The organism is Enterococcus sp. DIV1090, from assembly GCF_050537975.1.
Lineage (GTDB): Bacteria > Bacillota > Bacilli > Lactobacillales > Enterococcaceae > Enterococcus > Enterococcus faecalis.
On the sequence record NZ_CP172917.1, the window covers coordinates 143,431 to 168,152 of the forward strand.

Genomic DNA, 24,722 nt, shown 5'->3' on the forward strand with positions numbered 1-24,722 from the left:
AATGAGTGTGCATATCGAAGCAAAACCAGGTGAAATTGCCGATAAAATTTTACTACCAGGGGATCCCCTCCGAGCAAAATATATTGCGGAAACTTTTTTAGAGAATCCTGTCTGCTATAATCAAGTTCGTGGGATGTTAGGTTACACAGGAACGTATAAGGGACAGCGTGTTTCGGTCCAAGGAACAGGGATGGGGATGCCTTCAGCAGGTATTTATGCCCATGAGTTAATTAACTCTTACGATGTGAAGAAGTTAATTCGTGTTGGTACGTGTGGTTCTATTTCAGAAAAAGTCAACGTTCGTGAATTAGTTATCGCACAAGCAGCAGCGACACCTTCTTCCGCGATTCGCAATGATTTTCCTAAATATGATTTTCCACAAATTGCGAGCTTTGATCTTTTACTCAAATCTTACGAAATTGCTAAAGCAAAAGGCTTTACTACCCATGTTGGTAACGTATTGTCGGATGATGTTTTTTACAAAGATAGCTTAGATGATGTCTTTCGTTTAGGTCGATACGGGGTATTAGCGATTGAAATGGAAGCGGCAATGTTATATTATTTAGCAGCAAAATTTGATGTAGAAGCATTGGCGATTATGACGGTGAGTGATAGCTTGGTGACAGGCGAAGAAACAACGGCAGAAGAACGCCAAACGACGTTTAATGAAATGATTGAAGTTGGTTTAGAAACAGCAATTGCTAATTAAAAAAATGCTTGGATGAAAACAATCATCCAAGCATTTTTTTTAATTTAAGAGCGCTTTTTTTACATCTTCAACAATTTGGGTATTCGCAATAGGTCCGTTGTATAACCAACTACTTTTTTTATCATAGGTATGAACTTGGTTATTTTTCACAGCAGGTAAGTTCTTCCAAATTGCTTCTTGGAAAAGAGGTGCTGATTCATCACTGTTTACAAGGAAAATGTGGTCTGCGTCAAGCTCAGCTAATTTTTCTAAAGAAACTTGATTCCAATCCGCAGTAGCGTTTTTAGAAATTTCTTCCACTAATTTTGGAACTTGGAGGCCTAAGTCTTGATAGAGCACGGTTCCGCTTGAGCGATTATCGCTAACCATAAAGACTTGGTTGTTGGTTACCCATAAGACTGCCGCAGATTTGCCAGCATCTTTTTTGCCAAGGTCTTCTTGGACGCCTTTGGTTAAGGTATCATAATCTTCTAACACTTTTTTCGCTTGTTCTTTTTTATCTAAAACAGTGGCAATATCTTCCAATTGATCACGCCAAGTGACATTTTCGCCGTTTTTGACTACATAAGTTGGCGCAATTTTACTGTATTCTTTGTATTTACCACCTTCAACTAGAGCAGATGAACTGATTAATAATAAGTCAGGTTCAAATTTTAGAACCGCTTCATATGGCAAGTCATAGGAAATAGTGGGGACATCTTTCAATTCTTTCGCTAAATAATCTTGAATGCTGCCTTGTCCAACTGTCCATTGTGCCACTGGTTTTTCTCCTAGTGCAACTAGATAATCTTCTAAATAACTCGCAATAATCCGTTTGGGTTTCGCGGGGACGGTTACTTTATTGCCTAAGGTATCTGTTACTTCATGTGTTTTGTCAGCGTTGTTGGCTTCTTTATTCGTATTACCACAAGCTGCGAGTAAGAATGAACCAAGAAGAAGGGTGGTACCAATTAGGACCGTCTTTTTTAAAAGTTTCATTGTGTAACTCCTTTATTTTTAGTTGATAACGATTCTCATTATCATTTAAAAACGACCGTTTGTCAATCATCGCTTGCTTTTTTGAGCAAATAAGTTGCATTTTTTAGATAATTCGTTTTTTGATTGGAAGAAACATTGCTTTTTAAGGAAGGGTCTTTTATAATCAAGGAACAATGAGTGAGAACGATTCTCAATAAATGTAAAATAACGACAGAAAAATTAAAGAGGAATGGTTATGAATTATTTAGAGGCAGAGGACTTAACTACAGGATATGGTCGTCAAGTGATTAGTGAAGCGCTGAACTGTTCATTTGAAGCGGGAACTATTACAAGTATTATTGGACCAAATGGTTGTGGCAAATCGACCTTGTTAAAAACACTTGCGCGTATTTTGCCAGCTGAGAAAGGCAAGGTGTTCATTAAGAACCAAGAACTTCAACATTTTTCTTCAAAAGAAGTGGCGCAAGAACTAGCGATCTTATCACAAACGCCAGAAAATACAATCGATTTATCTGTTTTTGACCTCGTCTCTTTCGGGCGATATCCTTATCAATCGGGCTGGAAAAGTGTCACCACAGAAGATCAAGAGTACATACAATGGGCATTAGAATTAACAGGCTTAACTGAGTTAGCTAGAGAGTCTGTGGCAATTTTATCAGGTGGGCAACGCCAACGGGTTTGGATTGCTATGGCGCTAGTGCAGGATACAGATATTTTAATTTTAGATGAACCGACCACCTATTTGGATCCAGCGCATCAGCTAGAAATTTTAAATGTGTTAAAACGAATTAATCAAGAACATCAGAAAACTATCGTGATGACGATTCATGATATTAATTTAGCTTCTCGTTTTTCTGATCGCGTGATTGCGATGAAAGAGGGAAAGATTATCAATGAGGGAACACCGCAAGAAGTGATTACTGTTACTGGCTTAGCAGATGTTTTCGCTATTCAAGCAGAAATTAGTTATCATAGTCAGACACAGCGGCCACTAGTGCTTTCTTATGAGTTGATGGAAATGGAGCTGGATGGATGAAAGGCATAAGCGGATTTTATAGACACCAATGGCAAGTGTTACTTGTCTGTCTTTTTTTGCTAATTGGGACAATGCTTCTGTCATTGATGTTTGGTGCGACGTCGGTTTCGATTCAAACGATTATTGATTCATTTACGCACTTCGATGCGACCAATCAAGCGCATCAAGTCATCCAAACGGTTCGGTTGCCGCGGATTTTAGGGGCCGCTTTTGTGGGAGCAAGTTTAGCGGTGAGTGGGGCGTTAGCGCAAGGGATTACGCAAAATCCATTGGCAGATTCTGGCTTGCTGGGTATCAATGCCGGGGCTGGCTTGGGCTTAGCGCTTGTTTTTGCTTTCCTCCCTCAGGCAAGTTATTGGTGGCTTTTAGTTGTTTCTTTTCTTGGTGCCGGCGTGAGTGTGGCACTGATTTATTATCTTTCTAATCATTCAATTCGAGGAGCAAGCCCCATGCGTCTGACCTTGGTGGGAGCAGGTATTAGTGCCCTTTTTTTATCATTTAGTCAATTCTTAGCCATTCAGTTCAATTTGAGTCAAGAGTTAACGTTTTGGTTTCTTGGCGGTGTCAGCGTTATTTCTTGGGCACAATTAAAAATAGTCGTCCCGATCTTTCTGGGCGCATTTGCATTAGCAATTCTGATTAGTCCGTCGGTGACTATTTTACGGTTTGGCGATGATGCAACAATTGGTTTGGGGCGAAATCCGCAGCGTATTCGGTTGTTTGCCAGTATAACGATTTTGCTTTTATCAGGATTGTCTGTGGCGCTAGTTGGCTCGGTCAGTTTTGTTGGTTTGGTGGTGCCTCATGTGATGCGAACAGTTTCTGGAGAAAATTACCGTCGCTTGATTCCGTTCTCGGCGTTAGGCGGTGCGCTCCTCGTTTTGGTGGCAGATTTAATCGCTCGAATGGTGAATCCGCCTTTTGAAACACCATTTGGGATTATCACGGCCTTAATTGGCATCCCATTCTTTCTTTATTTATTTCGTAAAGGAGGGCAACTAGGATGACACAGAAAAAAGTGTCCCGTTGGGTGGCTATCTTAATAGTTGGGATTATCCTAACTGCTTGTATCAGTTTAACGCAAGGGGAATTATCTGTTTCCTTCATGGATTTAAAAGCCCTTCTTTTGGGACAGGGAAGTCAGGCCAAACAACTGTTAGTTTGGGATTTTCGGTTACCACGGATTGTGCTTGCGGTCCTAGCGGGCGCGGCTTTAGGCTTAAGCGGCGCTATTCTTCAAGGGATTACTCGGAATCCGTTAGCAGATACTGGGATTTTAGGCATTAATGCGGGTGCGGGTTTGGCAGTGATTTTGTTTATTAGTTTTATTGAAACGACAAGTATCACGACGTTTGCACTTCCGCTCGTGGCCTTAGTTGGCGGCTTGCTAGCGGCTGTTGGGATTTTAGTAATCGCGTATCATCATCGTTTAGGATTGACGCCAGTTCGAATGGTCTTAGCGGGTGTCATTTTGAGTACGGGTATTTCAGCACTCACCTTATTAATTACATCAAAAATTGACACTGAAAAGTACCGTTTTGTTACAATGTGGCAAGCAGGCAGTATCTGGGGCAGTAATTGGTTCTTTGTGGGCGCTTTGTTGCCTTGGCTAGTCATTGGGTTCTTTTTTGCGATGAAGCGTCATCGTCTGTTGGATATTTTACAATTGGGGGACGAAACAGCTATTTCTGTAGGTATTGCTGTGAAAAAAGAACGAATCGTTTCGTTGCTGTTAGCGGTGATGTTGGCGGCATCAGCGATTTCCGTTACAGGGGGAATTAATTTTTTAGGTTTACTTGCGCCACATATTGCTCGCAAATGTGGTTTTACGCAACAAAAACAGGTATTGCCATTGGCGGCGTTGTTTGGGAGTTTACTTTTATTGTTTAGTGATACGATTGGTCGGCTATTGCCTGGCAATGGAGAAATGCCTGCAGGGATTATTGTTGCGATCATCGGTGCGCCTTATTTTCTTTATTTGTTAATCAAAACAAGCGATTCGTTATAAAAAAGAATCAAAAGCTGGGTCAATCGGTCGTTGTGAAAGCAACTGTCATTTGCTCGGCTTTTTTATTGGCGGATTTTTGAAAAAATAGTATGATAAATGCGTAAGAGCATTGAATGGAGGATGAAAGAATGGAAAACTTTAATTTTTATGTACCAACAGACATCCGTTTTGGGAAAGATCGTTTAGACGAATTACCTGCTGTGTTAGATCAATTTGGCAAAAATGTCTTACTTGTTTATGGTGGCGGTAGTATCAAACGTAATGGCTTATACCAACAAATTACTGATTTGGCCCAAAAAAACGGGCATACACTGATTGAGTTGAGCGGTGTCGAACCAAACCCGCGCATTGAAACCGTTAGAAAAGGAATTGAGTTGTGTAAAGAAAACCAAGTCGATGTTATTTTAGCAGTTGGCGGTGGTTCAACCATTGATTGTTCCAAAGCAATAGCTGCGGGCTTTTATTCGGAAGAAGATATCTGGACAGTTATTGCAGCCAGAAAAGGGTATACTGGTCCTGCTTTACCAATCGTGACCATCTTGACTTTAGCAGCAACAGGTAGTGAAATGAACGCAGGTGCTGTCATTTCTAACTTAGAAACCAATCAAAAATTAGGCTTTGGTGGTCCGAATATGATTCCAAAAGTTTCGTTCTTGGATCCAACGAATACTTTTACGGTTCCTCAAAATCAAACAGCAGCTGGCTCAGCGGATATTTTCAGTCATTTGATTGAAAACTATTTTAGTATTTCGACAGGCACGGACGTCCAAGATTTTGTGTCAGAAGGCTTAATGCGAACGGTTATCAAAAATTGTCCTATTGCTTTAGAAAATCCAGAAGATTATGATGCACGTGCTAATTTAATGTGGGCAAGCAGTTTAGCCTTAAATGGTTTAACAGGGCGCGGCAAACAAGGTGTTTGGTCTTGTCACCCAATGGAACATGAATTAAGTGCGTTTTATGACATTACGCATGGGATTGGCTTAGCAATTTTAACGCCTCGTTGGATGAATTACGTTTTGTCTGAACAAACCGTAGGCAAGTTTGCGCAATTTGCTCGAAATGTTTGGGGAATAGTCGAACAAGAAGAGGAAGTAGCAGCGAAAAAAGGTATTCAAGCATTATATGATTACTTTGTGGCTTGTGGCATTCCAATGACATTACCAGAAGTTGGCATCGAAGCAGATAAATTTGAAGAAATGGCACAACAAGCTGTGGCCCATAGTGCAATTGCCGAAAAGGCTTATGTACCATTGGATGCAGCGGATATAGTAGCGATTTATAAAGATTGTTTAACCGAAAGTCAATTTATTTAATCCATAAAAAAGCGGTTTGCCTTGGCAAACCGCTTTTGTTAATAAGAAACAAGTTCTTATAAGTAGTATTTTTCTTTCACAGTTAAATCATCGTTTAATTCATAAACTAATGGTTTACCTGTTGGGATTTCAAGATCCATAATATCTTCATCAGAAATGCCTTCGATGTGTTTAGCTAAAGCACGTAATGAATTACCATGAGCCGCTACTAAGACAGTTTTGTTGTCTTTTAAAGCTGGCGCAATTTCATCTTGCCAGAATGGTAATGCACGTTCCAAAGTAACTTTCAAGTTTTCGCCACCAGGAATATCGCGTTGGTCTAACATTGCATAACGACGGTCGTTTGCTGCAGAACCTTCATCTGTTGCTTCCATTAATGGAGGAAGAGTATCGTAAGAACGACGCCAGATGTGGACTTGTTCGTCTCCGTATTTTTCAGCAGTTTCTTTTTTGTTTAGTCCTTGTAATTTACCATAGTGACGTTCGTTTAAGCGCCAAGATTTGATTTGAGGTACCCATAATTGATCTGAGTATTCTAGTAAATAGTTACAAGTTTTGATGGCACGAGTTAAAACAGAAGTATAAGCAACGTCGAATTCGATGCCTGCTTCTTTAATTTTACGGCCGCCTTCTTTTGCTTCTTCAACACCTTCAGGTGCTAAATCTACGTCAGCCCATCCAGTAAATTGGTTTAAGGCATTCCATTCGCTAAGTCCATGACGAGAAAAAACTAATTTTGGCATGTATAAGCTCTCCTTTGAGTTTAGTTTTCTGAAAATAAGATTTCCACGTTTATTGTACACCGTTTTGCGCAAGATTTCCAATGGAAAATAGTAAAAAAACGTGAAAGTTGCTGAAAAATTAGAGTGAAATCGAATCAAAAAAGAAGCCCCATCTGAAGGACTTCTTTTTTCTTCTTAGGAATACAGCCGCTCGACATCTGTCTCAGGTAAATTGATGTACTTATAACAAGTGCCCACCGAAACGCCGCATTTATTAGAAATAAATTGGATGGTTTCTTTGTTTTCATAATATAATGCACGGATTTTGCGGACGGTACGTCCATCAATTTTTGGACGTCCACCTACTTTTCCGTTTTCACGAGCTTTGTGGAGCCCAACGAGTGTTCGTTCTTTAATTAGTGCACATTCCATCGCAGATAAGCTCTCCATTAATTGGAAATAGGCTTCACCTGTTGGAAGGTGAGTATCAATTCCTTCTGAAATGCTGACAAAATCAACTTGTTTTTCCTTTAACATTTTCATAAAGTCTGTTAATTGGCGGGTTGTTTTACCTAAATGGTGCAATTTACAAACAATAAGTGTATCCCCAGCAGAAAGAAGTTTTTCGACTTCGTCTAAGACACTGATCTCCGCTTGAGGATCAAATGTCTCTTGGAAAATATCATCACAACCAAACGATTGGAGAGTGGTTAGTTGATTTTTTAAATCGTCTTCAATAATAGTTGTGCGTGCATAACCAATTCGTTTCATATATTATCCTTCCTATATAAATAATCTTTTTTCACACATTCTTAACGTGCGGGAACATGTAAGGTTTTCGGTCCATCTTCATAACCGACGATTACCATAGAAACCATATTTAAAAATAAGCCGTGTTCAACGACGCCAACCAAGTTGTCTAAATAAGAACCTAAAGCTTCTGGATCTGTAATTTTTTCTAAATGCAAATCGATGATATGGTGGCCTCCATCTGTTATTAATGTTTCGCCAGCAGCGTTTAAACGAAGTGTTGGGTGATAGCCTTTTTCTTCAAATAAATGCACTAGTTGGCAGCTGCCATAAGGGACAACCTCAACAGGAAGTGGGAAAGCCCCTAAATCGTCCACCATTTTTGATTTATCCACAATCCAAATACATTTCTTTGAATAAGTGGCCACAATTTTTTCAAAAAGTAAGGCAGCGCCACCGCCTTTGATTCCTTGAAAATCAGCGCTGATTTCATCGGCGCCATCAATCGTAAGATCCACATACGGAACCTCATCAATACCCTTTAAAGGAATGCCCAAGGCTAAGGCTTGTTTCTCTGTTTCTTTTGAAGTAGTAACCCCCACGATTGACAATCCTTCTTCTTTTACGCGACGACCAATTTCGTCTACCATAAATTTTGCTGTTGAGCCAGTACCCAAACCGACAATCATGCCGTCTTCTACATATTTTGCAGCTTCGATTCCTACCATTTGTTTCAGATTCATCGCTGTTTTCCGCCCCCTTCAATAGTCAAAGATATTGTACCGTTATTTAACTAAAAAAGATAGAAAGTTTTTGAAAAAGTCATAAAAATTTTTAAAGGAAAAGTGCATTTAAATAGAAGGAAAAGCTTTTTTACGAAAGGCGAAAGAAGAGGGTTGACAGCTGATACTTATCGTGGTATCCTAACAAAGGTGCTTTATCTACAGGTTCCTTATAGGGACGTGCTGACTGTCTATCAAAGCATATTTGATAAAGAGTGCAGAGATTGCATTATTTTTTATCGCGAAAAAAGAACCACCTGGATGTGTGGAACTAGAAGCGAAGTAAGGAAGGAGGAGAACAAGGAATGCCTACAATTAACCAATTAGTACGTAAACCTCGTAAATCTAAAGTAGAAAAATCTGATTCACCAGCCTTAAACAAAGGATATAACAGTTTTAAGAAAACTCAAACAAACGTTAACTCTCCGCAAAAACGTGGAGTTTGTACACGTGTGGGTACGATGACACCTAAAAAACCGAACTCAGCTTTACGTAAATATGCCCGTGTTCGTTTGTCAAACTTAATCGAAGTTACAGCTTATATCCCAGGTATCGGTCACAACTTACAAGAACACAGCGTGGTATTATTACGTGGTGGACGTGTAAAAGACTTACCAGGGGTACGTTACCATATCGTTCGTGGTGCGCTTGATACTGCCGGTGTTAACGACCGTAAACAAAGCCGCTCTAAATACGGTACAAAACGTCCTAAAGCTTAATTATAATAAGACAATAACAACTTGAAAAATCATATTTCGGAAGGAGGAGTTACGGATGCCTCGTAAAGGTCCTGTTGCAAAACGTGATGTTTTACCAGATCCAATTTATAACTCAAAATTAGTAACTCGCTTAATCAACCGTGTAATGGTTGACGGTAAACGCGGGATTGCTGCTAACATTATCTATAATTCATTTGATATCATCAAAGAATCTACAGGTAACGATCCATTGGAAGTTTTTGAACAAGCAATGAAAAACGTTATGCCTGTTCTTGAAGTTAAAGCACGTCGTGTTGGGGGTTCTAACTACCAAGTACCAGTTGAAGTTCGTCCAGAACGTCGTACAACTTTAGGTTTACGTTGGGTAGTTAACTACGCACGTCTACGTGGTGAACACACAATGGAAGAACGTCTAGCGAAAGAAATCATGGATGCTGCTAACAACACTGGCGCTTCTGTTAAAAAACGCGAAGACACACACAAAATGGCAGACGCAAACCGCGCATTTGCTCATTATCGTTGGTAAGATCCTCTCTGTCTGTCGCGTAAAGTGGCAGCAGAAAGTCAATTTACAATCGATTTAAATAAAGAGAGGAGTAAACATACAAAATGGCAAGAGAATTTTCACTTGAAAAAACTCGTAACATTGGTATCATGGCCCACGTTGATGCTGGTAAAACAACAACAACTGAGCGTATCTTGTACTACACTGGTAAAATCCATAAAATCGGTGAAACCCATGAAGGTGCTTCACAAATGGACTGGATGGAACAAGAACAAGAACGTGGTATCACGATTACATCCGCTGCGACAACTGCACAGTGGAAAGGCTACCGTGTAAATATCATCGATACTCCAGGACACGTGGACTTCACAATTGAAGTACAACGTTCTCTACGCGTATTAGATGGTGCGGTAACAGTTCTTGACTCTCAATCAGGTGTAGAACCTCAAACAGAAACTGTTTGGCGTCAAGCGACTGAATATAAAGTTCCTCGTATTGTATTCTGTAACAAAATGGATAAAATCGGTGCGGACTTCTTCTATTCAGTAGAATCATTACATGATCGTTTACAAGCAAACGCTCATCCAATTCAAATTCCAATCGGAGCTGAAGAAGACTTCACTGGAATCATTGACTTGATTAAAATGAAAGCTGAAATCTACACAAATGATTTGGGAACAGATATTCAAGAAACTGATATTCCTGAAGATTATTTAGAAAAAGCGCAAGAATGGCGCGAAAAATTAGTTGAAGCTGTTGCTGAAACTGACGAAGACTTAATGATGAAATATCTTGAAGGTGAAGAAATCACTGAAGAAGAATTAGTCGCTGGTATCCGTCAAGCAACAATCAACGTTGAGTTCTTCCCTGTATTAGCTGGTTCAGCATTCAAGAATAAAGGGGTTCAATTAATGTTGGACGCTGTTCTTGATTACTTACCATCTCCATTAGATATCGATGCTATCAAAGGGATCGATACTAAAACAGACGAAGAAACAACTCGTCCAGCTGATGACGAAGCACCTTTCGCTTCATTAGCATTTAAAGTTATGACTGACCCATTCGTAGGTCGTTTAACTTTCTTCCGTGTTTATTCTGGTGTCCTTGAAAGTGGTTCATACGTATTGAACGCTTCAAAAGGCAAAAAAGAACGTATCGGTCGTATCCTACAAATGCACGCCAACACTCGTCAAGAAATTGACAAAGTGTACTCTGGTGATATCGCTGCTGCTGTTGGTCTAAAAGACACAACAACTGGTGATACATTATGTGCATTAGATGCACCAGTTATTCTTGAATCTATTGAATTCCCTGACCCAGTTATCCAAGTCGCTGTTGAACCTAAATCAAAAGCTGACCAAGATAAAATGGGCGTGGCTCTACAAAAACTTGCTGAAGAAGATCCATCATTCCGCGTTGAAACAAACGTTGAAACTGGTGAAACAGTTATCTCTGGTATGGGTGAATTGCACTTAGACGTTTTAGTAGACCGTATGAAACGTGAATTCAAAGTTGAAGCTAACGTAGGTGCTCCTCAAGTATCTTACCGCGAAACATTCCGTGCTGCGACTAAAGCAGAAGGTAAATTCGTTCGTCAGTCTGGTGGTAAAGGACAATACGGTCACGTATGGGTTGAATTTACACCAAATGAAGAAGGTAAAGGCTTCGAGTTTGAAAACGCAATTGTCGGTGGTGTGGTTCCTCGTGAATACATCCCAGCAGTTGAAAAAGGGTTAGAAGACTCTATGAACAACGGTGTTCTTGCTGGTTATCCATTAGTTGATATCAAAGCAAAACTTTACGATGGTTCATACCACGATGTCGATTCAAATGAAACGGCCTTCCGTGTAGCTGCTTCTATGGCATTGAAAGCTGCGGCTAAAAATGCAAACCCAGTTATTTTAGAACCAATGATGAAAGTTACAATTACTGTTCCTGAAGATTACTTAGGTGATATCATGGGACACGTAACAAGTCGTCGTGGACGTGTTGAAGGTATGGAAGCACACGGTAACTCTCAAATCGTTAATGCGATGGTACCTTTAGCTGAAATGTTTGGTTATGCTACAACATTACGTTCAGCAACACAAGGACGCGGTACATTTATGATGGTATTTGACCACTATGAAGACGTACCTAAGTCTGTTCAAGAAGAAATCATCAAGAAAAACGGCGGAAACGCATAATTTTCCTTGAGAATAAAAGGTTTGTTTTTAGAACTATCCTTTTTTCAAGATTTCGTGTAAAATAGCTTATGATGATCAGACGATTTTTAGTAACGTCTATCACATATAAAACAAACAATAAAATTTATATTTTTAGGAGGAACATTCAAAATGGCAAAAGAAAAATTTGACCGTTCTAAATCCCATGTTAACATTGGTACTATCGGACACGTTGACCATGGTAAAACTACATTAACAGCTGCAATTGCTACTGTATTATCAAAACACGGTGGCGGGGAAGCACAAAGCTACGATTCTATCGATAACGCTCCAGAAGAAAAAGAACGTGGAATCACAATCAACACTTCTCATATCGAATATGAAACTGAAACTCGTCACTATGCACACGTTGACTGCCCAGGACACGCGGACTACGTTAAAAACATGATCACTGGTGCTGCTCAAATGGACGGAGCTATCTTAGTAGTTTCTGCTGCTGATGGTCCTATGCCTCAAACACGTGAACATATCTTATTATCACGTAACGTTGGTGTACCATACATCGTTGTATTCTTAAACAAAATGGATATGGTTGATGACGAAGAATTATTAGAATTAGTAGAAATGGAAGTTCGTGACTTATTATCAGAATACGATTTCCCAGGCGATGATGTTCCAGTTATCGCAGGTTCTGCTTTGAAAGCTTTAGAAGGCGACGAGTCTTATGAAGAAAAAATCTTAGAATTAATGGCTGCAGTTGACGAATATATCCCAACTCCAGAACGTGATACTGACAAACCATTCATGATGCCAGTCGAAGACGTATTCTCAATCACTGGACGTGGTACTGTTGCTACAGGCCGTGTTGAACGTGGTGAAGTTCGCGTTGGTGACGAAGTTGAAATCGTTGGTATTAAAGACGAAACATCTAAAACAACTGTTACAGGTGTTGAAATGTTCCGTAAATTATTAGACTACGCTGAAGCAGGCGACAACATCGGTGCTTTATTACGTGGTGTAGCACGTGAAGATATCGAACGTGGACAAGTATTAGCTAAACCAGCTACAATCACTCCACACACAAAATTCAAAGCTGAAGTATACGTATTATCAAAAGAAGAAGGCGGACGTCACACTCCATTCTTCACTAACTACCGTCCTCAATTCTACTTCCGTACAACAGACGTTACTGGTGTTGTAGAATTGCCAGAAGGTACTGAAATGGTAATGCCGGGTGATAACGTTGCTATGGACGTTGAATTAATTCACCCAATCGCTATCGAAGACGGAACTCGTTTCTCTATTCGTGAAGGCGGACGTACTGTAGGTTCAGGCGTTGTTACTGAAATCGTTAAATAATTAACTTTTTAACTATAGTTTTAACCAGCGTGAAAAACTGGGGTATTCGGACGTAAGACCAGAGAATTTATTCTCTGGTCTTTTTTTGTTTAAAAATTGGCTGGCTAAAAAATAAGCCAATTGGCTGTTTTAGCAGACTTGTTTCTTCAGTATACTTGGAGAAAAAGGTTAGGTGATTTAATGGAAAAAGTATTGACGATTGCAGGCTCCGATTCAACAGGAGGGGCAGGAATTCAAGCAGATTTAAAAACATTTGAAGAGTATGGAGTTTTTGGGTTTTCAAGTTTAACCTCGATTGTGACGATGGATCCTACGACAGGTTGGTCACATGAAGTAACTGAATTGCCAGAAACGCTCTTAGAAAAACAATTGATTTCGGTTTTTGCAGGCGGTCCAGTAGCGGCTTTGAAAACAGGGATGATGGGTAATGAACAAAATATTAAAATGGCTAGCAAGTACATTAAACAAGAGAAAATTCAAAAAGTCGTGATTGACCCAGTCATTGCTTGTAAGGGAACGGCACAAATTCTGCAACCCAAAAGTGTGGAAGGCCTAAAAAACGATTTACTGCCATTAGCATTAGTTGCCACGCCTAATTTAATTGAAGCGGGCATCTTATCTGGTTTAGGCGAAATTTCTTCCGTGGCGGAGATGGAAGAAGCGGCAAAACGAATTGTACAAATGGGAGCCAAACATGTCGTGGTTAAAGGGGGACATCGCTTAGCTGGGGAAAAAGCACTGGACTTATTTTACGATGGTCACACCGCGCATCTTTTGGAAAATGAATTATATCCTACTGATTATAATCATGGTGCAGGTTGTACTTTTTCAGCGGCGATCACAGCTGGCTTGGCGAAAGGTTATTCGGTGTTAGAAGCAGTAACTTTAGCGAAAAAATTTGTAGCGGCGGCGATTAAACACGGTATTCAAGTTAATCCTTATGTGGGGCACGTATGGCATGGCGCATACACTCATGCGGAACAACGGATGCGTAAGAAAGCATAATATTTAGAACTAGAGGAGTCTGTCAAGGACTGGCTCTAGTTTTTTTGTGATAAAGAATAACAATAGTAGGTATTACGTTAAAAGAATGTTCAAATTTTTAAAAGAGGAGTAGAATAGAACTGTAATTGCAAAAAAAGAAGCGGAACATAGAAGGGGTGTTAACTTTTCTGTGCTTCAGTTTAGAACGGACTGTGGTGTTTGTTTTGACGAACTACCGGAAAGCGACTTCTTTTTGTTTTGGCTTCAAATGGTATTTAATGGAGGGAATGCAATGTTAGAAAAAGAAACGTACAGTCAACTGTTTAAATGGTCTTTTTCAAAAAAGACACAAGTCACATACTGGGATGGTACCGTCAAAGAGTATGGGCAAGGGTCGGGGGATCCGGTTTTTAAAATTGTATTCAATGAAAAAATTCCTGTGAAGGATTTACTGAATAACGCTTCGTTAACTTTAGGGGAAGCCTACATGGATCGCAAAATTGAAATCGAAGGTGATATCCAAGCACTGATTTATGATGTGTATAACCAAAAGGATAGCTTTTTACACAATGCTAAATTTATTAAATGGCTTCCTAAAGAAAGTCATTCAAAAAAACGCTCGCAAGAGGATATTCACAGCCATTACGATCTAGGAAATGATTTTTACAAAAAATGGCTTGACCAAACAATGACGTATTCATGTGCTTATTTTAAAACGCCTGAAGATACATTAGAACAAGCGCAAGTGAATAAAGTTCATCATATTTTAGATAAATTGTTTATCAAAGAGGGCGACACTTTACTGGATATTGGCTGCGGCTGGGGCACGTTAATTTTAACTGCGGTGAAAGAATACGGAGCCAAAGCAACTGGGATTACATTAAGTGAAGAGCAATTTCATCATATTCGCCATATTATAGAAAAAGAAGGTCTACAAGATCGAATGACTGTCAAATTGATGGATTATCGTGATTTAAAAGGAGAGTCTTTTGACCATATTACGAGTGTTGGGATGTTTGAACATGTCGGTGCAGAAAATCTACATGAATATTTTGACGTCGTTCAACGAAATTTAGCGCCTAAAGGTACGGCATTGATTCATGGGATCAGTCGCCAACAAGGTGGGGCTAAAAATGCTTGGATTAATCGTTATATTTTCCCTGGTGGCTATATTCCTGGTGTCACTGAGCTAGTCGGCCATATGACAGAAAATGACTTGCAAGTGATTGACTTGGAAAGTTTGCGCAGAGATTATCAATTGACGTTGGAACATTGGACAAAAAACTTCCATAATATAGAAGCAGAAATTGTTGATGAAAAAGGTGAGCGCTTCTATCGAATGTGGGACTTATATTTGCAAGCATGTGCAGCCTCATTCCAAGCAAGCAATATTGATGTTATTCAATATTTATTGGTTCATCCAGATAACAATGATATTCCAATGCGCCGGATTGGTTAATAGAATAAAAAAGAAAGAATTTGAGATTCTGGTAAAAAAGGAATCCCAAATTCTTTTTTTATAAAAATAGAATGAAAAGAATTGAAAAACAAAACAAATGCTTTTCAAAACAAGAAAAAATTCTTTCAAAAAAACGCAGAAAATCCTTGCTAACACTATCCTTTCATAGTATAATCAAAAAGGTGCTGTTTACAGGAGTGTAAAAAGCATTGGTAGATCAACGATTTGATTTGCCGGCTGTGAAGCGAGAGGTTGCGACACGCTCGGACGCTTTGCCATGAACGAGCATGCCGGATAAATTTTCGTGGAGCTATGTCTACTTTTAAAATAGGCGAAGGAGGGAACAAGATGGCAAAACAAAAAATTCGTATCCGTTTAAAAGCGTATGAACACCGTATTTTAGATCAATCAGCGGATAAAATTGTGGAAACAGCAAAAAGAACTGGAGCTGACGTATCAGGTCCGATTCCATTACCAACAGAACGCTCACTTTACACAGTTATTCGTGCGACTCATAAATACAAAGATTCTCGCGAACAATTCGAAATGCGTACTCACAAACGTCTAATTGACATTGTGAACCCAACACCAAAAACAGTTGACGCTCTAATGAAGCTTGACTTACCGTCTGGTGTTAATATTGAAATCAAACTATAAAATTAAGATGGAGGTGTACTCATGACCAAAGGAATCTTAGGGAAAAAAGTGGGAATGACACAAATCTTTACTGAGTCTGGTGAATTAATTCCAGTAACAGTAGTTGAAGCTACGCCAAACGTAGTTTTACAAGTAAAAACTGTTGAAACTGACGGATACGAAGCTATCCAAGTTGGTTACCAAGACAAACGTGAAGTTTTATCAAACAAACCTGCGAAAGGTCATGTTGCAAAAGCAAACACGGCTCCTAAGCGCTTCATTAAAGAATTCAAGAATGTTGAGCTAGGAGAATATGAAGTAGGTAAAGAAATCAAAGTAGATGTTTTCCAAGCAGGAGACGTTGTTGATGTTACAGGTACTACGAAAGGTAAAGGATTCCAAGGGGCAATCAAACGTCACGGCCAAAGCCGCGGACCTATGTCTCATGGTTCTCGTTATCACCGTCGTCCTGGGTCAATGGGTCCAGTAGCGCCTAACCGTGTATTTAAAAATAAACGACTAGCCGGCCGTATGGGTGGCGACCGCGTAACAATTCAAAACCTTGAAGTTGTTAAAGTGGACGTAGAAAGAAATGTTATCTTAATCAAAGGAAACATTCCTGGAGCGAAAAAATCTTTAATCACAATCAAATCAGCTGTGAAAGCTAAATAAGTGTAGGGAAAGGAGGAACTAAGGAATGCCGAATGTAGCATTATTCAAACAAGATGGAACTCAAAACGGTGAAATCACTTTAAATGAAGAAATCTTCGGAATCGAACCTAATGAAAGTGTTGTCTATGATGCAATCATCATGCAACGTGCTTCATTAAGACAAGGAACACACGCAGTTAAAAACCGTAGCGCTGTTCGTGGCGGTGGCCGCAAACCATGGCGTCAAAAAGGAACTGGTCGTGCTCGTCAAGGTTCAATCCGTTCACCACAATGGCGTGGAGGTGGCGTAGTCTTTGGACCAACACCGCGTTCATACAGCTACAAACTTCCTAAAAAAGTTCGTCGCTTAGCAATGAAATCTGTATTATCAGACAAAGTTGCTGAAAATAACTTGGTAGCAGTAGAAGGTTTAAGCTTCGATGCACCAAAAACAAAAGAATTCAAACAAGTTCTTGCTAACTTGTCTATCGATACTAAAGTATTAGTTGTTTTAGAAAATGGTAACGACTTTGCAGCTTTATCAGCTCGTAACTTACCAAACGTTTCTGTAGTAACTTCTGATAACGTTAGTGTGTTAGATGTTGTGTCAGCTAACAAAGTCTTGGCAACACAAACAGCTCTTACTCAAATTGAGGAGGTGCTTGCATAATGGAATTACTAGACGTAATCAAACGCCCAGTGATCACTGAAAAATCCATGTTAGCTATGGACGAAAAGAAATATACTTTCGAAGTGGACACTCGCGCAAACAAAACTTTAGTAAAACAAGCTGTTGAATCAGCATTCGATGTTAAAGTAGCAAACGTAAACATCTTAAACGTGCGTCCAAAATTCAAACGCATGGGTAAATATGCAGGTTATACAAAAAAACGTCGCAAAGCGATCGTTACATTAACTGAAGATTCAAAAGAAATTCAATTATTCGAAGCTGCTGAATAAGCAGTCCTGAACAATATCAACGTAGGAGGGAAATAAGACGTGGCGATTAAAAAGTACAAACCTACCACAAATGGCCGTCGTAACATGACAAGTTCTGATTTCGCTGAAATCACAACTTCAACACCAGAAAAATCATTGTTACAGCCATTAAAAAACAATGCCGGTCGTAACAACAACGGTCGCATTACGGTTCGTCACCAAGGTGGCGGTCACAAACGTCAATACCGTGTGATTGACTTCAAACGTAATAAAGATAACGTCGCAGCGGTTGTTAAAACGATCGAGTACGATCCAAACCGTTCTGCTAACATCGCGTTAGTTCATTACGAAGACGGGGTTAAGGCATACATCTTAGCACCAAAAGGATTAGAAGTAGGCATGCGCCTAGTATCTGGTCCAGAAGCAGATATTAAAGTAGGTAACGCATTACCATTGGAAAACATTCCAGTTGGTACAGTTATCCACAACATTGAAATGAAACCTGGTAAAGGTGGACAATTAATCCGTTCAGCTGGAACAAGCGCGCAAGTACTTGGTAAAGAAGGCAAATACGTATTAATCCGCTTAAACTCTGGCGAAGTTCGTATGATCTTAGCAACTTGCCGTGCAACAATCGGTTCAGTTGGTAACGAACAACACGAATTAATCAACATTGGTAAAGCTGGCCGCTCTCGTTGGATGCGTAAACGCCCAACTGTTCGTGGTAGCGTAATGAACCCTAACGATCACCCACACGGTGGTGGTGAAGGTAAAACACCAATTGGACGTAAAGCGCCAGTATCTCCATGGGGTCAACCAGCAATTGGATACAAAACACGTAATAAAAAAGCTAAATCAGACAAACTTATCGTTCGTCGTCGTACTAAATAATTTTTTTGACCATGTGTCGTACATTTTGAGAGGAGGTTCACCATGGGTCGTAGTTTAAAAAAAGGACCTTTCGTCGATGATCATTTGATGAAAAAGGTCGAAGCACAACAAGGTGCCGAAAAGAAAAAAGTAATTAAAACTTGGTCTCGCCGCTCTACAATTTTTCCATCATTCGTAGGTTTCACAATCGCTGTATATGATGGACGGAAACATGTCCCTGTTTACATTCAAGAAGACATGGTAGGACATAAATTAGGTGAATTTGCACCAACTAGAACTTATCGTGGCCACGTTGCTGACGATAAAAAAACTAAACGCTAATTTTGAGGGGAGGATATGCAAATGTCAGAACAAATTACATCAGCTAAAGCAACTGCAAAAACAGTTCGCACTTCACCTCGTAAAGCACGTTTAGTAATCGATCTTATCAGAGGGAAAAGCGTTGCGGATGCAATTTCAATCTTGAAATTCACACCGAACAAGTCTGCTGGAATCATTGAAAAAGTTTTAATGTCAGCAGTTGCTAACGCAGAAAACAACTTTGACTTAGACGTTGAAAGCTTAGTCGTATCTGAAGCATTTGTTAACGAAGGACCAACAATGAAACGTTTCCGTCCTCGTGCAAAAGGTTCAGCTTCACCAATCAACAAACGTACTAGTCACATCACAGTAGTTGTAACAGAGAAATAAGTCTCATGAAATAGGCTGTTTTCTTTATGAAAACAGAGCTTAAACATTTAAGAGGAGGGACAATCAGTGGGTCAAAAAGTACATCCAATTGGAATGCGTGTAGGCATCATCCGCGACTGGGATGCGAAATGGTATGCTGAAAAAGAGTATGCTGAATTCTTACACGAAGATTTAAGAATCCGTAAATTTATCGCAACAAAACTTGCTGATGCTGCTGTATCTACAATTGAAATCGAACGCGCTGCAAACCGTGTTAACATTTCAATTCACACAGCTAAACCAGGTATGGTTATCGGTAAAGGCGGATCTGAAGTCGAAAACCTAAGAAAAGAATTAAACAAATTAACTGGCAAACGAGTTCACATCAACATCGTTGAAATCAAAAAACCAGATTTAGATGCAAAATTAGTAGGCGAAGGAATTGCACGTCAATTAGAAAACCGTGTTGCTTTCCGTCGTGCTCAAAAACAAGCCATCCAACGCGCAATGCGTGCTGGCGCTAAAGGAATCAAAACTCAAGTATCAGGTCGTCTAAACGGTGCGGATATCGCTCGTTCAGAAGGATACTCTGAAGGAACTGTACCACTTCACACATTACGTGCGGACATTGATTACGCATGGGAAGAAGCGGACACTACTTACGGAAAACTAGGAGTTAAAGTGTGGATCTATCGTGGAGAAATTCTTCCAACGAAAAAAAACACTGAGAAAGGAGGGAAATAATCATGTTAGTACCTAAACGTGTAAAACACCGTCGTGAATTCCGCGGAAAAATGCGCGGTGAAGCTAAAGGCGGAAAAGAAGTAGCATTTGGTGAATGGGGTTTACAAGCAACTGAATCTCACTGGATTACTAACCGTCAAATCGAAGCAGCCCGTATTGCAATGACTCGTTACATGAAACGTGGCGGGAAAGTATGGATTAAAATTTTCCCTCACAAGTCTTACACAAGTAAAGCTATCGGCGTACGTATGGGTAAAGGTAAAGGGGCACCAGAAGGCTGGGTATCACCAGTTAAACGTGGTAAAATCATGTTTGAAATCGCAGGCGTTCCTGAAGAAGTAGCTCGTGAAGCTCTTCGTCTTGCATCTCACAAATTGCCGGTAAAAACTAAGATCGTAAAACGTGAGGAAATGGGTGGTGAATCGAATGAAGGTTAAAGAAATCAGAGAATTAACCACTGCCGAAATGCTAGATAAAGAAAAACAATTAAAAGAAGAATTGTTCAACTTAAGATTCCAATTAGCAACAGGTCAATTAGAAAACACTGCACGTATTAAAGAAGTACGTCAATCGATTGCACGCATCAAAACAGTATTGCGTGAACAAGCTAACTAATAGTGGAAGGAGGCCAAACGCGTATGACTGAAGAAAGAAATCAACGTAAAGTTTACCAAGGTCGCGTGGTATCAGACAAAATGGATAAAACAATCACAGTTGTCGTTGAAACAAAGAAAAACCACCCTATCTATGGCAAACGTATGAAATATTCTAAAAAATATAAAGCGCATGATGAAAACAACACAGCGAAAGTTGGAGACATCGTAAAAATCATGGAAACTCGTCCATTATCAGCTACAAAACGTTTCCGTTTACTAGAGGTAGTCGAAGAAGCAGTTATTATCTAATAAAACGAGAATTTCCTAATAGATTGAAGCACAAAATCTGAAAGGGGGATACACATCGTGATCCAACAAGAAAGTCGTTTAAGAGTCGCTGACAATTCTGGCGCACGTGAAATTTTAACGATCAAAGTCCTAGGCGGATCTGGTCGTAAAACTGCTAACATCGGTGACGTTATTGTTGCTACTGTCAAACAAGCAACGCCAGGTGGGGTTGTTAAAAAAGGTGAAGTAGTTAAAGCCGTTATCGTTCGTACAAAATCTGGCGCTCGTCGTGCTGACGGTTCTTACATCAAATTTGATGAAAATGCTGCGGTAATTATCCGTGACGATAAAAGCCCACGCGGAACACGTATCTTCGGACCAGTTGCACGTGAATTACGTGAAAACAACTTCATGAAGATCGTTTCTCTAGCACCAGAAGTATTATAATCTCGAGCCCACGTTAAAGGAGGTGCGAAACAGTAATGTTTGTTAAAAAAGGCGATAAAGTAAAAGTTATCACTGGTAAAGATAAAAACAAAGAAGGCGTTGTCTTAGCAGCGTTTCCTAAACAAGATAAAGTTATCGTTGAAGGTGTCAACGTCGTTAAAAAACACCAAAAACCAAACCAAGCAGCCCCACAAGGTGGAATCCTTGAAGTGGAAGCGCCAATTCATGTTTCTAATGTAATGGTGATTGATCCTTCAAACGGAGAAGCTACTAAAGTTGCGTTTAAAGAAGTCGACGGCAAAAAAGTCCGCGTTTCTAAAAAAACAGGTGAAGTTTTAGATAAATAAAAATTGCGGAAGGAGGGCTTACTGAATGAACCGCCTGAAAGAAAAATATATTAAAGAAGTAACACCATCATTGGTGGAAAAATTTAATTACAGCTCAGTTATGCAAACACCTAAAGTTGATAAAATCGTTATCAACATGGGTGTGGGTGATGCAGTATCAAATGCTAAAAACTTAGACAAAGCTGTTGAAGAATTAGCATTAATCACTGGTCAAAAACCACTTATCACAAAAGCTAAAAAATCTATCGCTGGATTCCGTTTACGTGAAGGAATGCCAATCGGTGCGAAAGTAACGCTACGCGGCGAAAGAATGTACGAATTTTTAGATAAATTAGTAACAGTTTCTTTACCTCGTGTACGTGACTTCCACGGTGTCAGCAAAAAAGCTTTCGATGGTCGTGGTAACTATACTTTAGGTATTAAAGAACAATTAATCTTCCCAGAAGTTGATTATGATTTAGTAGATAAAGTACGCGGTATGGACATCGTAATTGTTACAACAGCGAACACTGACGAAGAGTCTCGCGAATTGTTGGCACAATTAGGTATGCCATTCCAAAAATAATATAAGGAGGCGAACTACGTGGCTAAAAAATCAATGATTGCTAAAAACAAACGTCCTGCTAAACATTCAACACAAGCTTATACTCGTTGTGAACGTTGTGGACGTCCACATTCAGTTTATCGTAAATTTCATCTTTGCCGTATTTGCTTCCGCGAACTTGCCTATAAAGGTCAAATTCCCGGCGTGAAGAAAGCTAGCTGGTAAACAAGTAAACTCGCATAAAGGAGGTAAATAGTTCAATGGTCATGACAGATCCAATTGCAGATTTTCTAACTCGCATTCGTAATGCGAACATGGTTAAACATGAAACTTTAGAAGTACCTGCTTCAAAAATCAAACGTGATATCGCAGAAATCCTGAAACGTGAAGGATTTATCCGCGACGTAGAATACATCGAAGATGACAAACAAGGCGTAATCCGTGTTTTCCTAAAATATGGTAAAAACGAAGAACGTGTTATCACAAACTTAAAACGTATTTCTAAACCAGGTTTACGTGCATACGTAAAAGCTGACGAAGTACCAAAAGTATTAAACGGTCTAGGAATTGCAATCATCTCTACATCAGAGGGTGTAATTACTGACAAAGAAGCTAGAGCGAAAAATATCGGCGGCGAAGTAATCGCCTACGTATGGTAATTCTAAAAAATACACAAGGAGGTGTCTCTAAGTGAGCCGTATTGGTAATAAAGTTGTTGTTCTTCCTGCTGGTGTTGAAATCAAGCAAGACGGAAACAACATTACAGTTAAAGGACCTAAAGGTGAATTAACACGCGAATTTTCTTCTGATATCAAAATGAACATCGAAGGAAACGAAGTGACATTCACTCGTCCAAACGATTCAAAAGAAATGAAAACAATCCACGGAACAACTCGTGCAAACTTCAACAACATGGTTGTTGGTGTTTCTGAAGGTTTCCAAAAAGCACTTGAACTTATCGGGGTCGGATACCGTGCCCAAGTACAAGGCAACAAATTAACTTTAAACGTTGGTTATTCTCATCCTGTCGAAATGACAGCACCAGAAGGCGTAACATTTGAAGTACCTGCGAACACACAAGTTATCGTTAAAGGCATCAACAAAGAAGTTGTTGGTGAATTAGCTGCTAACATCCGTGGCGTTCGTCCTCCAGAACCTTATAAAGGCAAAGGGATTCGCTATGTTGGTGAATTTGTACGCCGTAAAGAAGGTAAAACTGGTAAATAATAACAGCTGTGTAGAAAACAGAAGTCAACAACAAGCAACTGTCATTTTATGGGATTTTTCCAATAAAATGCTTTTGTCTTGTCTGCCAGCTTCTCTTTTCCGTAATCTGCTGACTGCTTGAAATATTAGTAGTAAACATTAAATCAAAGAGGTGAAAATTGTGATTACAAAACCAGATAAAAACAAAACACGTCAAAAGAGACATCGTCGTGTACGTAACAAAATCTCTGGTACTGCTGAGTGCCCACGCTTGAACATTTTCCGTTCTAACAAAAACATCTACGCGCAAGTCATTGATGACGTAGCGGGTGTGACGCTAGCAAGTGCCTCTGCCTTGGATAAAGAAATTTCAGGTGGAACAAAAACAGAAACAGCTGCAGCTGTTGGTAAACTAGTTGCTGAACGTGCCGCTGAAAAAGGCATCAAAAAAGTAGTCTTCGACCGTGGTGGATACCTTTACCATGGCCGCGTGCAAGCTTTAGCTGAAGCTGCTCGTGAAAATGGACTAGAATTTTAGGAGAAGGAGGAACACCATTCATGGTTTATATTGATCCAAAACATTTGGAATTAGAAGACCGCGTTGTAGCGATCAACCGTGTAACAAAAGTTGTTAAAGGTGGACGTCGTTTACGTTTCGCAGCTTTAGTTGTTGTCGGTGACAAAAACGGACACGTTGGTTTCGGTACTGGTAAAGCACAAGAAGTACCTGAAGCTATCCGTAAAGCAATCGAAGACGCGAAGAAAAACTTAGTTGAAGTGCCTATGGTTGGTTCTACTATCCCGCACGAAGTAATTGGCGTATTCGGTGGCGGCCGTATCCTTATGAAACCTGCAGTAGAAGGTTCTGGGGTAGCTGCTGGTGGACCAGTTCGTGCCGTATTGGAATTAGCTGGTGTAGCAGATATTACATCTAAATCACTAGGTTCAAACACACCTATTAACGTTGTTCGCGCAACTGTTGAAGGTCTAAAACAATTAAAACGTGCCGAAGAAGTGGCAGCACTTCGCGGTAAATCTGTAGAAGAAATTATCGGTTAAGGAGGACAAAAATAATGGCTGAATTAAAAATTACTTTAAAACGCAGTGTTATCGGACGTCCTCAAAACCAACGTGCTACAGTTAAAGCGTTAGGTTTAGGTAAAGTGAATAGTACTGTTACAAAACCTGCCAATGAAGCAATCAAAGGTATGGTTAACACTATTTCACATTTAGTGGACGTAGAAGAAGTTTAAGATTTATAGATTTGTAATA

The 24,722-nt window shown here is 39.8% G+C and carries 35 protein-coding genes; 31 read left to right on the forward strand and 4 right to left on the reverse strand.

What is annotated here, in order from left to right; genetic code table 11:
- Position 1 precedes the first annotated feature (1 nt).
- Complete coding sequence (deoD, locus tag IGL48_RS00630; protein WP_002359338.1) at positions 2-709, forward strand: purine-nucleoside phosphorylase; 708 nt, start codon at positions 2-4, stop codon at positions 707-709.
- Positions 710-748: 39 nt separating this feature from the next.
- Here the strand turns inward: deoD and IGL48_RS00635 are convergent, their stop codons facing one another.
- Positions 749-1,687 (reverse strand): iron-hydroxamate ABC transporter substrate-binding protein, encoded by a 939-nt coding sequence (locus tag IGL48_RS00635; protein ID WP_002361532.1) that lies wholly within the window; start codon positions 1,685-1,687, stop codon positions 749-751.
- Positions 1,688-1,916: 229 nt separating this feature from the next.
- On the opposite strand from IGL48_RS00635, the gene IGL48_RS00640 reads away from it, so the two are divergent.
- The 4 genes from IGL48_RS00640 (at position 1,917) to IGL48_RS00655 (ending at position 6,047) form a co-directional block, all read left to right on the forward strand.
- A complete protein-coding gene (locus IGL48_RS00640) occupies positions 1,917-2,723 on the forward strand; it encodes an ABC transporter ATP-binding protein (protein WP_002356183.1) in 807 nt (268 codons plus the stop codon).
- Positions 2,720-3,730, forward strand: coding sequence for a FecCD family ABC transporter permease (locus IGL48_RS00645; RefSeq protein WP_002397668.1), 1,011 nt, complete (start codon positions 2,720-2,722; stop codon positions 3,728-3,730). Before IGL48_RS00640 ends, IGL48_RS00645 begins: the two co-directional genes overlap by 4 nt.
- Positions 3,727-4,731 carry a FecCD family ABC transporter permease gene (locus IGL48_RS00650; protein WP_010777348.1) on the forward strand — a complete coding sequence of 335 codons (1,005 nt, stop codon included), beginning with the start codon at positions 3,727-3,729 and terminating at the stop codon, positions 4,729-4,731. The genes IGL48_RS00645 and IGL48_RS00650 overlap by 4 nt, the downstream gene beginning before the upstream one ends.
- Before the next feature lie 113 nt (positions 4,732-4,844).
- Positions 4,845-6,047, forward strand: coding sequence for an iron-containing alcohol dehydrogenase (locus IGL48_RS00655; protein WP_002408242.1), 1,203 nt, complete (start codon positions 4,845-4,847; stop codon positions 6,045-6,047).
- Positions 6,048-6,103: 56 nt separating this feature from the next.
- On the opposite strand, the gene gpmA is transcribed toward IGL48_RS00655, so the two are convergent.
- From gpmA to rpiA, 3 genes are all read right to left on the reverse strand, one after another.
- On the reverse strand, positions 6,104-6,790 hold the full coding sequence (gpmA, locus tag IGL48_RS00660; RefSeq protein ID WP_002359343.1) for a 2,3-diphosphoglycerate-dependent phosphoglycerate mutase: 687 nt from the start codon (positions 6,788-6,790) through the stop codon (positions 6,104-6,106).
- A gap of 174 nt (positions 6,791-6,964) precedes the next feature.
- Complete coding sequence (locus IGL48_RS00665) at positions 6,965-7,540, reverse strand: recombinase family protein (protein ID WP_002356188.1); 576 nt, start codon at positions 7,538-7,540, stop codon at positions 6,965-6,967.
- Positions 7,541-7,581: 41 nt separating this feature from the next.
- The gene (gene rpiA / locus IGL48_RS00670) at positions 7,582-8,262 is read right to left on the reverse strand and encodes a ribose-5-phosphate isomerase RpiA (protein WP_010777349.1); all 681 of its coding nucleotides are present in this window, start codon (positions 8,260-8,262) and stop codon (positions 7,582-7,584) included.
- Positions 8,263-8,606: 344 nt separating this feature from the next.
- On the opposite strand from rpiA, the gene rpsL reads away from it, so the two are divergent.
- From rpsL to rpmD, 26 genes are all read left to right on the forward strand, one after another.
- Positions 8,607-9,020 (forward strand): 30S ribosomal protein S12, encoded by a 414-nt coding sequence (gene rpsL / locus IGL48_RS00675; protein WP_002356190.1) that lies wholly within the window; start codon positions 8,607-8,609, stop codon positions 9,018-9,020.
- Between the two features lie 55 nt (positions 9,021-9,075).
- Positions 9,076-9,546, forward strand: a complete 471-nt coding sequence (gene rpsG / locus IGL48_RS00680; protein WP_002356191.1) for a 30S ribosomal protein S7 — start codon at positions 9,076-9,078, stop codon at positions 9,544-9,546.
- Between the two features lie 83 nt (positions 9,547-9,629).
- A complete protein-coding gene (gene fusA / locus IGL48_RS00685; protein ID WP_002356192.1) occupies positions 9,630-11,711 on the forward strand; it encodes an elongation factor G in 2,082 nt (693 codons plus the stop codon).
- Positions 11,712-11,861: 150 nt separating this feature from the next.
- Positions 11,862-13,049: an elongation factor Tu gene (gene tuf, locus IGL48_RS00690; RefSeq protein WP_002356194.1), complete on the forward strand. Its 1,188-nt coding sequence runs from the start codon at positions 11,862-11,864 to the stop codon at positions 13,047-13,049.
- Between the two features lie 180 nt (positions 13,050-13,229).
- Positions 13,230-14,054: a bifunctional hydroxymethylpyrimidine kinase/phosphomethylpyrimidine kinase gene (gene thiD, locus IGL48_RS00695; protein WP_002364530.1), complete on the forward strand. Its 825-nt coding sequence runs from the start codon at positions 13,230-13,232 to the stop codon at positions 14,052-14,054.
- A 271-nt stretch (positions 14,055-14,325) separates the two neighbouring features.
- Positions 14,326-15,492 (forward strand): SAM-dependent methyltransferase, encoded by a 1,167-nt coding sequence (locus IGL48_RS00700; RefSeq protein WP_002391607.1) that lies wholly within the window; start codon positions 14,326-14,328, stop codon positions 15,490-15,492.
- Between the two features lie 348 nt (positions 15,493-15,840).
- Entirely contained in the window at positions 15,841-16,149 is a 309-nt protein-coding gene (gene rpsJ / locus IGL48_RS00705) for a 30S ribosomal protein S10 (RefSeq protein ID WP_002389727.1), read from the forward strand.
- Positions 16,150-16,170: 21 nt separating this feature from the next.
- On the forward strand, positions 16,171-16,800 hold the full coding sequence (rplC, locus tag IGL48_RS00710) for a 50S ribosomal protein L3 (protein ID WP_002356199.1): 630 nt from the start codon (positions 16,171-16,173) through the stop codon (positions 16,798-16,800).
- Between the two features lie 25 nt (positions 16,801-16,825).
- Positions 16,826-17,449, forward strand: coding sequence for a 50S ribosomal protein L4 (rplD, locus tag IGL48_RS00715; RefSeq protein ID WP_002356200.1), 624 nt, complete (start codon positions 16,826-16,828; stop codon positions 17,447-17,449).
- Positions 17,449-17,739 carry a 50S ribosomal protein L23 gene (locus tag IGL48_RS00720; protein WP_002356203.1) on the forward strand — a complete coding sequence of 97 codons (291 nt, stop codon included), beginning with the start codon at positions 17,449-17,451 and terminating at the stop codon, positions 17,737-17,739. The genes rplD and IGL48_RS00720 overlap by 1 nt, the downstream gene beginning before the upstream one ends.
- Before the next feature lie 39 nt (positions 17,740-17,778).
- Positions 17,779-18,609 carry a 50S ribosomal protein L2 gene (gene rplB, locus IGL48_RS00725; RefSeq protein ID WP_002356204.1) on the forward strand — a complete coding sequence of 277 codons (831 nt, stop codon included), beginning with the start codon at positions 17,779-17,781 and terminating at the stop codon, positions 18,607-18,609.
- A gap of 42 nt (positions 18,610-18,651) precedes the next feature.
- Positions 18,652-18,930: a 30S ribosomal protein S19 gene (gene rpsS / locus IGL48_RS00730; protein ID WP_002356205.1), complete on the forward strand. Its 279-nt coding sequence runs from the start codon at positions 18,652-18,654 to the stop codon at positions 18,928-18,930.
- 21 nt (positions 18,931-18,951) lie between these two features.
- Positions 18,952-19,299, forward strand: coding sequence for a 50S ribosomal protein L22 (gene rplV, locus IGL48_RS00735; protein WP_002356206.1), 348 nt, complete (start codon positions 18,952-18,954; stop codon positions 19,297-19,299).
- A gap of 66 nt (positions 19,300-19,365) precedes the next feature.
- Positions 19,366-20,022, forward strand: a complete 657-nt coding sequence (gene rpsC / locus IGL48_RS00740) for a 30S ribosomal protein S3 (RefSeq protein WP_002356207.1) — start codon at positions 19,366-19,368, stop codon at positions 20,020-20,022.
- 2 nt (positions 20,023-20,024) lie between these two features.
- Positions 20,025-20,459: a 50S ribosomal protein L16 gene (gene rplP / locus IGL48_RS00745; protein WP_002356208.1), complete on the forward strand. Its 435-nt coding sequence runs from the start codon at positions 20,025-20,027 to the stop codon at positions 20,457-20,459.
- Positions 20,449-20,637: a 50S ribosomal protein L29 gene (gene rpmC, locus IGL48_RS00750; protein WP_002383858.1), complete on the forward strand. Its 189-nt coding sequence runs from the start codon at positions 20,449-20,451 to the stop codon at positions 20,635-20,637. Before rplP ends, rpmC begins: the two co-directional genes overlap by 11 nt.
- A gap of 23 nt (positions 20,638-20,660) precedes the next feature.
- Positions 20,661-20,927, forward strand: a complete 267-nt coding sequence (gene rpsQ, locus IGL48_RS00755; protein WP_002359348.1) for a 30S ribosomal protein S17 — start codon at positions 20,661-20,663, stop codon at positions 20,925-20,927.
- A 57-nt stretch (positions 20,928-20,984) separates the two neighbouring features.
- Positions 20,985-21,353: a 50S ribosomal protein L14 gene (rplN, locus tag IGL48_RS00760; RefSeq protein WP_002356211.1), complete on the forward strand. Its 369-nt coding sequence runs from the start codon at positions 20,985-20,987 to the stop codon at positions 21,351-21,353.
- A 35-nt stretch (positions 21,354-21,388) separates the two neighbouring features.
- A complete protein-coding gene (gene rplX / locus IGL48_RS00765; protein WP_002356212.1) occupies positions 21,389-21,700 on the forward strand; it encodes a 50S ribosomal protein L24 in 312 nt (103 codons plus the stop codon).
- 25 nt (positions 21,701-21,725) lie between these two features.
- Entirely contained in the window at positions 21,726-22,265 is a 540-nt protein-coding gene (gene rplE / locus IGL48_RS00770; protein WP_002356213.1) for a 50S ribosomal protein L5, read from the forward strand.
- 18 nt (positions 22,266-22,283) lie between these two features.
- A complete protein-coding gene (locus IGL48_RS00775) occupies positions 22,284-22,469 on the forward strand; it encodes a type Z 30S ribosomal protein S14 (RefSeq protein ID WP_002356214.1) in 186 nt (61 codons plus the stop codon).
- A 35-nt stretch (positions 22,470-22,504) separates the two neighbouring features.
- A complete protein-coding gene (rpsH, locus tag IGL48_RS00780) occupies positions 22,505-22,903 on the forward strand; it encodes a 30S ribosomal protein S8 (protein ID WP_002356215.1) in 399 nt (132 codons plus the stop codon).
- A 31-nt stretch (positions 22,904-22,934) separates the two neighbouring features.
- A complete protein-coding gene (gene rplF, locus IGL48_RS00785; RefSeq protein ID WP_002356217.1) occupies positions 22,935-23,471 on the forward strand; it encodes a 50S ribosomal protein L6 in 537 nt (178 codons plus the stop codon).
- 160 nt (positions 23,472-23,631) lie between these two features.
- On the forward strand, positions 23,632-23,988 hold the full coding sequence (gene rplR / locus IGL48_RS00790; protein WP_002356218.1) for a 50S ribosomal protein L18: 357 nt from the start codon (positions 23,632-23,634) through the stop codon (positions 23,986-23,988).
- 20 nt (positions 23,989-24,008) lie between these two features.
- A complete protein-coding gene (gene rpsE, locus IGL48_RS00795) occupies positions 24,009-24,509 on the forward strand; it encodes a 30S ribosomal protein S5 (protein ID WP_002356219.1) in 501 nt (166 codons plus the stop codon).
- Between the two features lie 14 nt (positions 24,510-24,523).
- Positions 24,524-24,703, forward strand: a complete 180-nt coding sequence (rpmD, locus tag IGL48_RS00800; RefSeq protein WP_002356220.1) for a 50S ribosomal protein L30 — start codon at positions 24,524-24,526, stop codon at positions 24,701-24,703.
- Positions 24,704-24,722 lie beyond the last annotated feature (19 nt).